General features: G+C 70.7%; 13 protein-coding genes. 8 read left to right on the top strand and 5 right to left on the bottom strand.

Features of this window, described 5'->3' with window-relative positions:
- Window positions 1–21: 21 nt before the first annotated feature.
- Complete coding sequence (locus SPR02S_RS55285) at window positions 22–861, bottom strand: LysR family transcriptional regulator (RefSeq protein WP_019056236.1); 840 nt, start codon at window positions 859–861, stop codon at window positions 22–24.
- A gap of 116 nt (window positions 862–977) precedes the next feature.
- On the opposite strand from SPR02S_RS55285, the gene SPR02S_RS07040 reads away from it, so the two are divergent.
- From SPR02S_RS07040 to SPR02S_RS07030, 3 genes are all read left to right on the top strand, one after another.
- Window positions 978–1,466: a nuclear transport factor 2 family protein gene (locus tag SPR02S_RS07040; RefSeq protein ID WP_019056235.1), complete on the top strand. Its 489-nt coding sequence runs from the start codon at window positions 978–980 to the stop codon at window positions 1,464–1,466.
- A 3-nt stretch (window positions 1,467–1,469) separates the two neighbouring features.
- Window positions 1,470–2,393 carry an NADP-dependent oxidoreductase gene (locus SPR02S_RS07035; protein ID WP_019056234.1) on the top strand — a complete coding sequence of 308 codons (924 nt, stop codon included), beginning with the start codon at window positions 1,470–1,472 and terminating at the stop codon, window positions 2,391–2,393.
- Window positions 2,394–2,594: 201 nt separating this feature from the next.
- A complete protein-coding gene (locus SPR02S_RS07030; RefSeq protein ID WP_245607514.1) occupies window positions 2,595–4,313 on the top strand; it encodes a CocE/NonD family hydrolase in 1,719 nt (572 codons plus the stop codon).
- Here SPR02S_RS07030 and SPR02S_RS07025 read toward each other — a convergent pair.
- The 3 genes from SPR02S_RS07025 to SPR02S_RS07015 form a co-directional block, all read right to left on the bottom strand.
- Window positions 4,310–5,350, bottom strand: a complete 1,041-nt coding sequence (locus SPR02S_RS07025; RefSeq protein WP_019056232.1) for a helix-turn-helix domain-containing protein — start codon at window positions 5,348–5,350, stop codon at window positions 4,310–4,312. The genes SPR02S_RS07030 and SPR02S_RS07025 overlap by 4 nt on opposite strands.
- Before the next feature lie 25 nt (window positions 5,351–5,375).
- Window positions 5,376–5,672, bottom strand: coding sequence for an alpha/beta hydrolase family protein (locus SPR02S_RS07020; RefSeq protein WP_019056231.1), 297 nt, complete (start codon window positions 5,670–5,672; stop codon window positions 5,376–5,378).
- Window positions 5,673–5,734: 62 nt separating this feature from the next.
- Window positions 5,735–6,277: an EF-hand domain-containing protein gene (locus tag SPR02S_RS07015; RefSeq protein ID WP_019056230.1), complete on the bottom strand. Its 543-nt coding sequence runs from the start codon at window positions 6,275–6,277 to the stop codon at window positions 5,735–5,737.
- A 228-nt stretch (window positions 6,278–6,505) separates the two neighbouring features.
- Between SPR02S_RS07015 and SPR02S_RS07010 the strand changes: the two genes are divergently transcribed.
- Window positions 6,506–7,408: an NAD-dependent protein deacetylase gene (locus SPR02S_RS07010; RefSeq protein ID WP_026150300.1), complete on the top strand. Its 903-nt coding sequence runs from the start codon at window positions 6,506–6,508 to the stop codon at window positions 7,406–7,408.
- Between the two features lie 163 nt (window positions 7,409–7,571).
- Here the strand turns inward: SPR02S_RS07010 and SPR02S_RS07005 are convergent, their stop codons facing one another.
- Window positions 7,572–9,155 carry a glycoside hydrolase family 32 protein gene (locus SPR02S_RS07005; RefSeq protein WP_019056228.1) on the bottom strand — a complete coding sequence of 528 codons (1,584 nt, stop codon included), beginning with the start codon at window positions 9,153–9,155 and terminating at the stop codon, window positions 7,572–7,574.
- 260 nt (window positions 9,156–9,415) lie between these two features.
- Here SPR02S_RS07005 and SPR02S_RS07000 point away from each other — a divergent pair, with 260 nt between their 5' ends.
- The 4 genes from SPR02S_RS07000 to SPR02S_RS06985 are packed head-to-tail and all read left to right on the top strand — an operon-like array spanning window position 9,416 to window position 14,133.
- On the top strand, window positions 9,416–10,825 hold the full coding sequence (locus SPR02S_RS07000; RefSeq protein ID WP_019056227.1) for an extracellular solute-binding protein: 1,410 nt from the start codon (window positions 9,416–9,418) through the stop codon (window positions 10,823–10,825).
- Complete coding sequence (locus tag SPR02S_RS06995; RefSeq protein ID WP_019056226.1) at window positions 10,822–11,784, top strand: carbohydrate ABC transporter permease; 963 nt, start codon at window positions 10,822–10,824, stop codon at window positions 11,782–11,784. Before SPR02S_RS07000 ends, SPR02S_RS06995 begins: the two co-directional genes overlap by 4 nt.
- 22 nt (window positions 11,785–11,806) lie before the next feature.
- Window positions 11,807–12,679, top strand: coding sequence for a carbohydrate ABC transporter permease (locus tag SPR02S_RS06990; RefSeq protein ID WP_019056225.1), 873 nt, complete (start codon window positions 11,807–11,809; stop codon window positions 12,677–12,679).
- Complete coding sequence (locus SPR02S_RS06985; RefSeq protein WP_019056224.1) at window positions 12,676–14,133, top strand: glycoside hydrolase family 32 protein; 1,458 nt, start codon at window positions 12,676–12,678, stop codon at window positions 14,131–14,133. The genes SPR02S_RS06990 and SPR02S_RS06985 overlap by 4 nt, the downstream gene beginning before the upstream one ends.
- The last annotated feature ends 303 nt before the right edge of the window (window positions 14,134–14,436 follow it).

The raw sequence follows: 14,436 nt of genomic DNA, 5'->3' as shown, positions 1-14,436 counted from the left end.
CTGCCGTCGGCCCTCCTGTACTCACCCCTGGACAGCCACCGCGCCCGTGTCCTTCGCGTCCAGCGCCCGCCGCGCCGCAGCCGCGCGGGCCGAGCGCACGAAAGCGGTGACGGCTGGGCGGGACGCCCCTTCGGGCCAGGCCAGGGCAAGGCGCGTGGGCAGGAGATCCGACACCGGTACCGCGGCCACCTCGGAGGGGATCCGTTCCACGGCACCCGAACCCACGACGGTGACCAGGCGCCCGAGCACGACCCGGTCGACGATCTCGTCGAGGCCGACCGTCGGGCACTCGGGGTCGAAGTGCGCGTCCTGGGCGAGTTCGGCGACCGTCACCACGGTGCGCCGGGCCAGTGGATGGTCACGCGGGAGCAGCGCGTAGGGCGCCTCCTCGGTCAGGACGGCGGTGCGCAGCCCGGTGAGGTCGTCGGTGCCGATGCACAGCAGCGCCACATCGGCCCTGCCGTCCCTGAGGGCGGCGGGGCGATCGTGTGTGAAGACGACGTCGTGGCTGCCCACCTCGGCGGAGCGGACCAGATCGGCGACCAGCCCGGACGCGGAGCCGGGACGTACCGCCATCACCAGCCGGCCGGGCTGCCGCGCGCGCTGCGCCCGCCGTACGGCCGCGTCGAGCGAGTCGAGCAACTGGCGGCTCTCGCCCAGGAACACGGCGCCCGCGTCGGTGAGTGCGACCCTGCGGCTGGTGCGCTCCAGCAGCCGTACCCCCATGCGGCGCTCCAGGCGGCTGATCGCGCGCGACAGCGGGGGCTGGGCGATACCCAGGCGCTCGGCGGCCTTGCCGAAGTGCAGTTCCTCGGCGACCGCGACGAAGTAGGCGAGCTCGCGGGTCTCCAGACGATCCATACCTTCAGGGTATCGACCCTTGCCGGAACCCTCATGGCTCTCGCCCCCTCCCGGTGATCCACTCGAAACAGGAACACGGCTCGAAGGATCGGCAAGACGGAAGGAACGTGCGAAGCATGAGCGACGAGCGCAAGATCCAGGAGGTCCTGGCACGCTATGTCCGCGCCACCGATCGACGCGACGGCAGGAGTCAGGGTGCCCTCTTCACCGTCGACGCGACCGTGCAGATCTTCGCCAAGACCGGCCCCGACACCTACGAGACGGTCGGCGAGCCGGTCATCGGCTCCGCGGGCGTGGAGTACGCGGTCGACAACTTCATGGCGCCGCACCCCGAGGGCGGCTCCGGTCACCACATCACGTCGGACCATCTCATCGAGGTCGACGGTGAACTGGCGCACATGAACGCCCAGTTCGTGGTCTTCGAGGTGCGCGCCACCTCTCGCCCGGCAGCCGGCCGGCCCGAGAGCGCCTTCGGCGCCCAGGGCACCGTCCGGCCCGTCGAGTCCGGCTACTACGACACCGATCTGCGCCGCGTCGACGGCGAGTGGAAGATCGTCGCGCACCGCGTCCTGATGGACATGCCGATGGCGATCCCGGGGGCCTGAGCGATGAAAGCCGTCGTGTACCGCCGTTACGGCGGGCCGGAAGTCCTCGAACTCACCGAGCTGCCCGAGCCGAAGACGCACGTGGACTCGGTGCTGATCCGGGTCAGGGCCGCGGGGCTGAACCGCGCCGACGCCGCCATCCAGGCCGGGGCGCTGGACAGTGCCGTAGAGACGTATTTCCCGGTGGTGCCCGGCTGGGACGTCGCCGGTGTGGTGGAGCGGTCCGGGCCCGGGGCACCGGAGTTCGCGGTGGGCGACGAGGTGATCGCGTATGTCCGGGGCGATGTGCAGCGTGCGCACGGTGGCTTCGCCGAACTGGTCTCCGCGGATGTGCGCGGTGTGGTGCGCAAGCCGAGCGCCCTGTCCTTCGCCGAGGCCGCGGGACTGCCGCTGGCCGCGCTCACCGCCTACCAGGGTGTGGTGCACGCCCTCGCGGTACGGCAGGGCGAGAGCCTCCTCGTGCACGGGGCCGCCGGGGGCGTGGGTTCCGTCGCCGTGCAGATCGCCGTGGCCCGGGGCGCCCGGGTCATCGGGGTGGGGTCGGCCGGCGATCACGACTACCTGCGCGGGCTCGGCGCCCAAGCGGTCGCGTACGGCGAGGGACTGACCCAGCGGGTGCTCGGCCTGGTTCCGCAGGGCGTGGACGCGATCCTCGACACGATCGGCGGCGGTGTCCTCGCCGCGTCGGCGGGGGCCGCACGGTCCGGCGGCAGGCTTGCGTCCATCGCCGCCCCCGGCGTCCCCGGCTCCATCGACGTCTTCGCCCGCATGGACCGCGCCGACCTCACCGCGGTCACGGCACTGGCCGAGGCCGGTCTGCTCAGCGTGCGCGTCGGCGCGGTCTTCCCGCTGGAGAAGGCCGCCGAGGCACAACGCGCCTTCGCTGCCGGGAACATCACCGGCAAGGTCGTCCTGGAGATCGGCTGAGTCACCGGTCCTGCGTATACGGGTACGTGGGCTGTCCCCGACTGTGCGGTCGCGGTCGGGGCAGGCGGAAAGAACGCTGCCGGATGGCGGGGAATACCCGCCATCCGGCTAGCCGTCTCCCGCCTGCCCCAGCCGCACAATCGCAGGACGGTTTTCCCGAGGACAGGCAGGTGTGCGATGAATTACGGAGCCGCTTTCGACGTGCGGGTCCCCATGAGGGACGGCGCGGAGTTGTCGACGAACATCTGGCGACCGGAGACGGACGAGCCGCTGCCTGTGCTGCTCGCGCGTACGCCTTACGACAAGGAGAAGGCGGGTCTGGAGAGCGGCCTGATGCCGACTCTGTACGGCATGCTGCGCGGGGGTTATGCGGTGGTGATCCAGGACTGCCGGGGCACCGTCGGTTCGGACGGTGTCTTGGTACCGCACATGGACGACGCCTCGGACGGTGCCGACACGGTGGCCTGGCTGGCCGAACAGGAGTGGTGCGACGGCAGCGTGGGCATGTTCGGGGCCTCCTACCTGGGCATGGTGCAGTTGCTGGCCGCCTCGTCCAAGCCCCCGGCGCTCAAGGCGATCGCTCCCATGATGACGTCGGCCGATCTCTACGCGGCACCTTGGCGTTCCCGGGGTGGGGCGCTGTCCTTGGACACCGTGCTCGGCTGGGCGACTCTCATGGCCCTGGGCAAGGCTCAGCGGGATCTCGCCCAGGGGCGTGCCGCCGTCGAGGACCTCGCCGCCCTCGCGGCGCGTGTGGCGGATCGTTCGTTGCGCAACGAGCACACTCCGGTGGCCGACCAGCCGTTGATCTCGGCCCATCTGCCCTGGATGGTCGATGCCGCGATCGGCCGTCCCGACCGCGACCAGTCCTGGCGGGACCTGTCGGCGCTGGAGCAGGTGGCCACGCTCACGACACCCGCGCTGCACATCGGCGGGTGGTACGACCTGTTCATCGGCGAGACCTTGCGTGACTTCACGACGATGAAGGCGGGGGCCGGTACGGCCGAGGCGCGGGAGGGACAGCGCCTGATCGTAGGGCCGTGGTCCCATATGCCCGTCGGGCACGTCGGCTTCTTCCCGGACCGTGACTTCGGCATGGCGGCCGGCGCGGACGCCACGGCGTTGGGTGAGCAGCAGATCGCCTTCTTCGACCGCTGGTTGAAGGGGAAGGGGAAGCAGGATGCTCCGGAGGGGCGGCCGCCGGTGCGGTTGTTCGTCATGGGGATCGACCAGTGGCGGGACGAGCCGGACTGGCCGCTGCCCGACACCGACTACCGGGCCTACTACCTGGAGGGCGACGGCCCGGCGAACAGTGCCGCGGGCGCGGGACGGCTGTCGACGGCCGAACCGACCGGCGACTTCGTCGACACCTACCTCTACGACCCGCGCCGGCCGGTGCCCTCGCTCGGCGGGACCCTCATGAGCCTCACGGGATACGACGGTCCGGCCGACCAGCGCCCGCTGCACGACCGTGACGACGTGCTGGTGTTCACGACCGAGGTGCTGGAGGAGCCCGTGGAGGTGACGGGGCCGGTGTCGGCGCGGCTGTTCGTGAGTTCGTCGGCCGTGGACACGGACTTCACCGCGAAGCTGCTCGACGTCCACCCGGACGGGCGGGCCATCGTCCTGTGCGACGGCATCCTGCGTATGCGCTACCAGGAGGGGCTGGATGCCCCGCGGTTGATGACGCCCGGGGAGGTGTACGAGGTCGATCTCATCGCCACCGCCAATGTCTTCCTGGCCGGACACCGGATCATGGTGGAGATCTCCAGCTCCAACTTCCCCCGCTACGACCGGAATTCCAACACCGGCGGGATCATCGCGCAGGAACACCTCTCCGACATGGTGGCCGCGGTCAACCAGGTCCACCGTGGCGCCGAGTACCCCAGCCGGATCGTCCTGCCCGTCGTCCAGCGCTAGCGCGCGACCGGGTGGAGCAGCAACCGGCGGGCGGCGAGCGCCAGTTGGACCCGCAGTCGGCCTTGGGGTTCGTGTACGGGGAACCCCAAGGACTGCTCGATCGAGGTGAGCCGGCCCTTGAGGGTGGAGTGGTGGACGTACAGGGCCGCCGCCGCGAGCCGCAGGCTGGTGTGCGAGGTGAACTCGACCAGCGTGCGCAGCACCCAGGCACCGGAACGGGCCGCCTTCTCCAGGGCGCGGACGTCGTCCGGTGGTGAGGCGGGGTCGAGGGCGTCGGCGAGCAGGGCCAGCGTGCCGAGTTCCTCGAAGAGGACGACGCCGGGTCCCGGGTCCTCGTCGGTGCCCTCGGCGGCGTAGCGCAGTGCGGTCCGGGCCCGGTCCCAGGAGCGTGGGAGTTCCAGCAGGGGAACGGCGGGTCCGATGCCCGTACGTCCGAGAGCTTCCCAGCGTCGCGCCCGGGCGGCGGCGTCCCCGTCGCCCTTCGCGGCGGCCACGATCCGTCCGGAGCCGTCGGCCGACGCCACCGCCCGCAGGTCGGCCCCCTCGGGCAGGTGCAGCAGCCGGGCCGCGTGCAGGCGGTCGCTCTCGCTCGCGGCGCTGTCCAGGAGCACCTCGACCGCGGCCGGGTCGTCCGAGAACGGGCCCGCAGTCCGCCCGGCCGCGTCGCGGGTGCGGTGGAGCACCTCACGGGCGGCGAACGCGACCCGGTCGAGCACCATCGCCTCGATCAGCGAGTGCCGGCCGACCCGCTCCAGCCAGAGGGCCGGTCGACCACCCGGCACGAGGGGTGCGCCGACCCAGCGCGGATCGATCGGCCCGCCGTCGCGCTCGACCCGACCGTCCAGGTCGGCGCGGAGGGCGACGGCGAACCGTTCGTCGATCAGCCGGGCCGGTGAGCCGGTCAGTGTTGCCGCCGCGGCCAGGATGGGCCCCAACCCCGCGTGTCCTTCGACGAGTTCGTCGAACCGGGCGATGACCCTGATGGCGGCGCCCGCCTCCGGGTCGAGGGCGTCCAGTTTGGCGACTACGTGGTGCATGACCGTCTCGTTTCTTTCGGCTCCGTCAGCGCAGGTGGGCGCGAATGAACGAGCCGATGGTGTCGAGGCTCAGCGCCGGGCCCGTGCTGGTCCCAGTCTTCCCACAGCCCTTCGAGGTCTGCACCCTCCGGGCCGGATATGACTCGGAGAGACCGCCGGTGAAGGGGAAGAAGTGACCCTCGCCGTGCAGGCTGTGCAGGGTGACGTCGGCGCACTCCTTCTGGAGCGCCGAGTACAGCAACTGGCTCTGCTCGATCGGGATCTGGGCGTCCGCGTCTCCGTGCCCGATGAGGAACGCCGGGAGCTTGCGGGCCGATGACACGTATGCGGCTCGCCTGGTCGGCGACCCGCCGCGGCCTGCTCCGGGCGGCCCCCGCCGGTGTCTCACCCGGCGCCGATCGGCCCGCACATCACGTTGCCGGGTTCGGCGGGGTCGTCGCTGGTCCAGAACTGGGTCCACAGCGCGGCGAACTCGGGGCGGCTGAGGTAGCCGTCAGCGTCCTGGTCGAGGCGGTCGAAGGAACCGCCGGTCTCCACGGGCCGCCCGTGCCAGGTGTCGACGAGCCGCTGGTGCTCGCCGCGCGAGATGCGGCCGTCGGCGTTCTCGTCGACCGCGTCGAAGATGGTGTCGGCGGTGGCGGTGACGGCCTCGGGGATGGTCGGCAGCAGGTCCACCATGGCAAGGAGGTCGTCCATGTCGATCCGGCCGTCCCGGTCCGTGTCCACAATCGCCGACAGATGCTGCCACCAGCCCTTCAGTACGCCGTCCACGCGCGCCGCCAGTTCCGATCCCTCTCTCACTCGCGGCAGCCGGCCCCAACGGTCCGCCAGGGCCACGAAGTCCGCCTCCTCCAGATAGCCGTTGCCGTCCGCGTCGAACGCCTCGAACATGGCCTGGAGCTTGGTCCGCTGGAACTCACTGGACACCACATGTCTCCTCACTCGCAGTACTCGCAGTGCTGAGGACATGCTTTCCGCGGCCGACCGTCCCGCAACGGCGCTCGCGCTCACCGCAGCGGGTACCCGCGCGCCCACGAGCCCGCCCAATGCGCCGAGCGCCGGTTTGCCCGCGGCGGACGGAGAACCGTTGCCCCGCAACCATCCATGCCCGCCACGCCCGCCGGGTGCCGCCGCCGATTCCGTACCCTGGCCGGTATGCGCATGCGCCCCACCCTGAGCTGGACCCCCGCAGCGGCAGCGGATCTGCTGCCGGGCACCACCGACCTCGAGCCGGTCGTCGACACGCTGAGCACCGGCGGTGTGCTCGTGCTCAGCGGGGCGGGCATCTCCACGGAGTCGGGCATCCCCGACTACCGGGGCGAGGGCGGGAGCCTGAGCCGGCACACCCCGATGACCTACCAGGACTTCACCGGGAGCGCGCACGCGCGGCGCCGGTACTGGGCGCGCAGCCACCTCGGCTGGCGCACCTTCGGGCGGGCCCGCCCCAACGCGGGACACCTGGCGGTGGCCGCCCTCGCCCGGGACGCCCGCCTCTCGGGCGTGATCACCCAGAACGTCGACGGCCTGCACCAGGCCGCCGGCAGCGAGGACGTCGTGGAACTCCACGGCAGCCTGGACCGGGTCGTGTGCCTCTCCTGCCGCGCCATCAGCCCGCGCCACGAACTCGCCCGGCGCCTGGAGGCCGAGAACCCGGGCTTCGACCCGGTCGCCGCCGGGATCAACCCGGACGGTGACGCGGACCTCACCGACGCGCAGGTCGGGGACTTCCGCGTCGTGTCGTGCGCCGACTGCGGGGGCGTCCTCAAACCGGACGTGGTGTTCTTCGGCGAGGCGGTTCCCCCGCAGCGCGTCGAGCGCTGCCGGCGGCTGGTCCGCGAGTCGACCGCGCTGCTGGTCCTCGGCTCGTCGCTGACGGTGATGTCCGGGCTGCGGTTCGTCCGTCAGGCGTCGCAGGAGGGCAAACCGGTCCTGATCGTCAACCGGGACCCCACCCGCGGCGACCCGCACGCCCGAACCCGGGTCGCGCTGCCCCTGGGCACGGCCCTGACGACCGTCGCCGACCGACTCGGCATCCCGGTCCGCGAGCCCACGGATTGAGAAACAGGTACTGACGAACACGTATCGACGAACAGGCATCGACGAACAGGTCTGAATAACGGCCTTGAACGAAACCGGGCTCACCGGGATCGGCGCCGCCGATCGGGTTCACGCGTATGGTGCGCACCCGCGCCCATAACCGGCCCGGCCGGCCCGGCCGCTCTCACACCGAGAACTCGCGTATCACCGTGTTACGGAATACCGCGCTGCCGCCGATCGTGAACAGCGCGAGCCGGGTGTCCAGCAGGTACGGGAACACCTGGCTGGTGTGCACATAGCGGCCGTCGTCGACGAACATCTCCACCGACGTACGGTCCACCAGGATGCGCAGCTTCACCGTGCCGGCGGACGGGTCGAACGGGGTGTGGCTCTCCTGCCACTTGCCGGACGTGTCGGCGTTCACCGTGTTGCGCCGGTTCAGGAAGGCGTAGTCGGCGTAGATCCCGGCGTCGATGTGCCGACCACCGTCGGGTGAGCGCCTCAACTGGAGTCCGGCGCCGGTGAGTTGGGACCAGCTGAGCTCCGTCGTCACCTCGTAGGAGACACCGGTGTAGTCGAGCACTTTCGTGCCGTCCACGGTGACGTCGCCCAGGTTCACGGTGCGGGAGACATGCGAGTCGAGGCCGGCGACGGGCCGGGAGGCGAGGTAGTAGGTGTTGTCGGACACCTTCGTCAGGGTGATCTCGCGGACGACGGAGTCGGTGCCGTTGAAGCCGTCGCAGTCGATGGTGGGGGTGGTGTTGGCGTAGTCCCAGTTGTTCACCCAGCCGATCGCGTACCGGGCGGCCGCGTCCACCGCGCCGCTCGCGTCCCGCTTCTCGAAGGTGACGGCGGCGTACCAGTCCCAGCCGTGGTCGAGCCACTGCGGGTCACTCGTGTCAGCGGTGAACGCGCTGCCGTCGAAGGAACCCGTCCAGTAGGCGTACGTGTTGGGCAGCCCCGAGCTCTTCCCGTTGGCGCTCGCGCCGAGCACCCATTTCACGGTGCCGTCGGCGGCGGTGATGCGGAACAGGTCGGGGCACTCCAGGACGCCGATGCCGTCGTGGACGAAACCGTTCGCGTACGTCCAGGACTTGAGGTCGTCGGAGTGGTAGAAGCCGATCTTGTCGTTCTCGGCGAGGGCCATCACCCAGCGGCCCCGGTCCTCGTCGCGGATCACCTTGGGGTCGCGGAAGTCGGCGACGCCGGGGTTGGGCAGGACAGGGGCGGTCCCGTAGTTGGTGAAGGTGATGCCGCCGTCGGTCGAGTAGTACAGGAACTGCGCCTGGGAGTCGGTGCCGCCGCCAGGAGACATGGTGACGATGACGACGACCGCGCCCGCGCCGAATCCGGATGTGTTGCCGGTGTCGACCACCGCTGAACCCGACCAGAGGTCGCCGTTGGACGTGGTGTTCTTGGGTGCGGCGACCCCGCGGTCGGTGAAGGAGACCAGGTCCTCGGTGGTGGCCAGGCGCCATGCGGTGCCGACGACGCCGGTGAAGTAGTCGGCGTTGTAGAGGTAGTAGTAGTGGTACTCGCCGTCGATCCAGACGGGCCGCTGCGGGTCGTTCTTCCACTGGTCGGGGACCGTGAAGTGGTACGCGGCGCGGTAACTCGCCCCGCTCGCCGCGGACTTGGCGGCACCCTCGGCCTTGGGCTCGGGCTTCGGGGCGGCCGTAGCCGTTCCGGTGGGCAGCAGCGCGGCAGCGGTGCCCGCAGCCGATCCCGCGAACAGTGATCTCCTGGAAATCCCCGATGTTCCGGGCATGGCAGTTCCGGGCATGACACATCGTTCCTCTCGTGGCGGCCCTGAGGGCCCGTGGCGGCTCGTCACGCACGCGAGTGCGGCTCACAACGTGAAGGGCGTGAAAAATCGGCTCCTGCGAACGAGGACTGTAGACCTAACTCGTTAAAGGTCAAGAGTCCTGACCCGTTGAAGGTCAAGCGTTCCCGACCCTTGACAGGCCTGCCGTCCGGTTCCCATCATCTGGGCATCAACCCTGAACTAACACGAGTTAGGCCCGTTGGATGACTGACTCGCACCTCCCCCGCCGCACCCTGCTGCGGTACGGCGCGTACGGGGCCGGAGCAGCCGCTCTGGCCGGTACCGCCGCGAGCTGGGACCGGCTCACCGGAGCCGACATCCCCGGCCGGGACGACGGCTCCCTCGTCGTCGCCACCCTCGGCTCCGCCTTCGACCCGGCCACCGTCGAGGCCCTCACCAAGGGCTTCCACCGGCTCCACCCCGACATCCCGCTGCGGGTGAACGCGGTGCAGGCCGTCGACTGGTCGGACTTCTTCGCGAAGATCCTCACCCAGATCGCCGCGGGTACCGCTCCCGACCTGGTGTATGTGGCCACCGAGGGCGTGCAGTTGTTCGCCCAGCGGCTCGGCGTGTCCCTGGACCGCTGGGTGCGGCGGGACGCGGCGGAGCTGCGTGAGTACTTCGCCGACGTCCACCCCTCGCTGGTGGAGTCGATGATGTACGAGGGCAACCTCTACCAGCTGCCCATGGAGTTCAACGCCGCCGACATGTACCTCAACAAGCAGGTGCTGAAGCGGGCGGGCGCGGATTTCCCGGCGGCCGACTGGAGCCGCGACGACTTCACCGCGCTGCTGCGGGAGCTGAAGCGTGGCGGCGGCTCCCACTTCACGCCGTACTTCTGGACCAACCGGCTGTGGGGCGGTGTGGTGCCCTGGCTCTTCGCGAACGGCACGAACCTGCTGAAGGAGTCGAAGGCGCCCGGCGGCTCCTGGCTGTGGGACACCTTCTACCCGGCCGCCGACCGACAGGGGCGCGGCGGCGGCTTCCGCTGGACCACCCCGCAGGCCACCACCGACCGCGTCGAGGAGGCGTACGACTACATCGCCTCCCTCGTCCAGGAGGACCTGTGCACCCGGCCCGAGGGCGGCAACGGCAACAACCTGGTCGGCGTGTTCTCCACCGGCCACGTCGGCGTCACACCGGCGGGCGGCTTCTGGGCGGGCGGCCTGCAACAGGCCGGCATGCGGGCCGCCGACTACGACGTGCAGTACTTCCCGCGCTGGCGCACCCAGCGCCACCAGTTCGGCGCGGCGGGCTACGCGCTGCTGCGCACCTCGAAGAAGCAGGAAGCCGCCTGGGAGTTCATCAAGTACGCGGCCCGCAAGGACACCATGACCCGGCTGTTCCGGACCAACCAGACCACCCCGGCCCGGCGTTCGATGCTGAACGCCGCCCGCTACGCCGCGAGCGGCCCGGCGCACTGGCAGGTCTTCTACGACACCCTCGACCGGTTCCCCGACACCGGCCCGATCCCCGCGCCGCCGCAGGTCGCCGAGGTGACCGACGTCCTGCTCAAGTACACCGGCACCGCGCTGGCCTCGCCGCGCGCGGTGGGTCCCGCGCTGCGCCGGATGCAAGGCGACCTGGAGCAGGCCATGGAGCGTGAGGTATGACGAACACCCAGGTCCCGAACTCCCAGGTTCCGCCCGTCCGTTCGCGGCCCGCCACGCCACCCGTCGCCGTGCGGCCGTCCGTCCGCGACCGCGGCGCCCGGCTGGTGGCCGCGCTGTTCCTGGCGCCCACCGTCGTCGGCATCGTCGTCTTCACGGTCGTGCCGATCATCGGGTCCGTCGTGCTGAGCCTGTTCCAGTGGAACGTGATCGACCCGCCCCACTTCGTCGGCGGCGCCAACTACCGTACGACGTTTACGGATTCGACCGTCCTGGTCTCCTTCCGGAACACGCTCCTCTTCATGGTTCTCGCGGTCGCGCTGCAACTGCTGATCGCGCTGTCGCTGGCGCTCGCGCTGAACGGGCGGATGCCGGTGTGGCTGCGGTCGGTGTTCCGTTCGGCGTTCTTCTTCCCCCTGGTACTGTCCGCCGCGTCCATCTCGGTGGTGATGAAGTACCTGTTCAACCAGGACTTCGGGGTGGTGAACTGGCTGATCGGCCTGGTCGGCATCGCGCCCGTGCCCTGGCTGACCTCGGAGCACGCGGCGATGGCCACGGTGGTCCTGGTCTACGTCTGGCAGCAGTTCGGTTTCTCGTTCCTGCTGTTCGTCGGCGGGCTGAACAACATCCCCAAGGAGATCCACGAGGCCGCCGCCCTCGACGGCGCGACCGGCCTGCGCAAGCACCTCGGCATCACGCTGCCGCTGCTGTCGCCGACGCTGCTCGTCGCGACGGTGGTCGGCATCATCAACGCCCTCCAGGTCTTCGAACAGCCCTACGTCCTCACCGACGGCGGACCCGGCGACGCCACCCGCACCGTGGTGATGGTGATCTACGAGCGGGCCTTCGAGCAGCTCGACTTCGGCGAGGCGTCCGCGGTGGGCGTGCTGCTCTTCGCGCTGATCATGGCGGTCACCGCCCTCCAGTTCCGGCTCAGCCGGCGTTTCGTCCACTACCAGTGAGCCGGTGAGCCGCATGAGCGCTATGAGCCAAGCAACCCCGACCCTGAAAGCGACCCCGACCCTCAGTCGCGTCCGTTACTCACTCGCCCCCTGGGCCCGGATCGCCGCGCTGGCCGTGTGCGCCCTGCTGACACTGGGCCCGGTCATCTGGACCGTCGCCACCTCACTGCGCACTCCGGCCCAGTCCTTCGACCTGCCCCCGCAGATCATCCCGACGCACCCGACGACCGCGGCCTACCACGGGGTCTTCCAGCAGATCGACGTGTGGCTGCTCGCCCTGAACTCCACGCTGGTGACGGCGCTGGTCGCCGTCGGCCAGATGATCACGGCAGGCCTGGCCGGATACGCCTTCGCGCGCCTGGAGTTCCGTTTCAAGAAGCCGCTCTTCGGCCTGGTCCTGGCGACCATGATGGTGCCGTTGCAGGTCACCATCGTGCCGGTGTTCCTGGTGCTGAAGACGATGGGCCTCACCGACACGCTCCTCGGCCTGATCATCCCGGCCTTCCCGACCGCCTTCGGCACCTTCCTGATGCGCCAGTACTTCCTCGGGATGCCGAAGGACCTGGGTGAGGCGGCCATGCTGGACGGCGCGGGGACCTGGCGGATCTTCCGCTCGGTGTACGCGCCGCTGGCCACACCCGGCCTCGCGATCGTCGGCGTGCTGGCCTTCAACTACCACTGGAACGAGTTCTTCCGCCCGCTGATCCTGGAGACCTCCAGCCAGAACTACACGCTTCCGCTGGGTCTGGTCTCCCTTCAGGGCAACCTCGGCACCGGGTCCATCTCGGTGGTCCTGGCCGGGGTCGTGCTCTCGATGCTCCCCGCCGTCGCCGTGTTCGCCGTCGGCCAGCGCCCTCTCCGCGAGGGCATCACGTCCGCAGGAGTCAACCGTTGAGCAATGACCCCAACGCACCGCGTTTCAGGGTCCGTCCGCCCGCCGGCTGGATCAACGACCCCAATGGGCCGTTCCGTTGGCGGGACCGCTACCACCTCTTCTACCAGCACAACCCCGACACACCTGTGCACGCGAACGTCCACTGGGGCCATGCCTCCAGCACCGACCTCGCGCACTGGGAGCACCATCCGATCGCGCTCGCCCCGACGCCCGGCGGCCCCGACGAGGCCGGCTGCTGGTCGGGCTGCGTGACCGACGACGCCGGCACACCGACCGCCGTATACACGGGAGTTGACCGTACCCACACCGGACTCGGCACCATCTGCCTGGCGCGGGCGGCGGACCCGGACGACGAGCAACTGACCGAGTGGAAGCCGCTGCCGACACCGGTGGTGGCAGGGCCGCCGCCGGGACTGGACGTGGTGATGTTCCGCGACCCGTTCGTCTTCCACTGCGCGGACAGACGCTGGGCCCTGGTCGGGGCCGGCCACGCCGACGGCACACCGTCGGTCCTGCTCTACGACTGCGACGACCTGACCGACTGGCGGTTCGCCGGTGTGCTGCTGGACGGCAAGGACCCGGTGGCCACAGGTGTGTTCGGCGACAAGTCGGTGGGCTGGGAGTGCCCGCACCTGTACCGGACGGCAGGCTGCGAGCACGTACTCCTGGTGTCCCTGTGGGACGGGGATCCCTGCTCCACCGGATACCTGACGGGCCGTCTGGAGGCGGACGGCCAGGGCGGGTTGGGCTTCGTGCCGCGCGCAGGCGGCAGGCTGGACCAGGGGCGGGACTTCTACGCTCCCGCCGTGCTCCAGGAGCCGGACCGCGCACTGCTCTGGGGCTGGTCGTGGGAGGCCCGCCCGCAGGAGGAGGTGCTCCGGGCCGGATGGGCAGGCGTCCTCACCGCGCCACGGGTCGTCGACGTCCACCCCGACGGCTCGCTGCGGGTGAGTCCGGCCCCGGAACTCGACCAACTCCACCCGGCCGAGCCGTTCGTCACCGCGCCGGCCCGGGTTCCACTGCCACTCTCGTACGACCTGACGGTCACCGCATGCGAACCAACCACGGTGAGCCTGCTCCGGGACCCGGCGGGCCGGGAGCTGACCGTCCGGGCGGACCCTGCCTCGGGGACCGTCGTCCTCGACCGCGTCGCCTGGCCCCGGACCGGCAGGGAAGGCTCCGCCCCGATCACCGTGCACGTGCCGAAGGCGCCGGAACTCACGCTGCGGCTGCTCGTCGACGGCTCGCTCCTCGAACTCTTCGTCGCGGACCGGTCCATGGTCACCGAGCGCGTCTACCGGCGCCCCGACGACATCGCCGAACTGGTCGTCGACGGGCCGGGGGCCCGGGTCATCGGGTGGGCGCCGGACTCAGGGAGACGTGGCTCATCTCGGGGTGGGCCGGGCACGGGCCGAGTGTCCGGGTGGGCGCCGGATGCACGGAGACGTGGCTGATCTCGGGGCGGGGCAGGCGCAGGCCGGGTGTCCGGGTGTGGGCGCCGGATGCACGGAGACGTGGCTGACCTCGGGGCGGGTCGGGCACGGGCCGAGTGCCCGGGTGGGCGCCGGACTCAGGGAGGCTTGGCTGGTCTCGGGGCGGGGCGGGCGCAGGCAGGGTCACCGGGTGGGCGCCGGACCCACGGAGGCTCGGCTGACCACAGGGCAGGCCAGGCACGGGCCGGGTGCCCGGGTCACCGGGTGGGCGTCGGACCCGGGGAGGCCTCTGGTCCCGGGGCGGGCCGGGCACAGACAGGGTGT

It is taken from the genome of Streptomyces prunicolor NBRC 13075, from assembly GCF_000367365.1.
Taxonomy (GTDB): domain Bacteria; phylum Actinomycetota; class Actinomycetes; order Streptomycetales; family Streptomycetaceae; genus Streptomyces; species Streptomyces prunicolor.
Note: the sequence above shows the minus strand (reverse complement) of the source record. Positions and strands in the feature narration are given on the sequence as shown.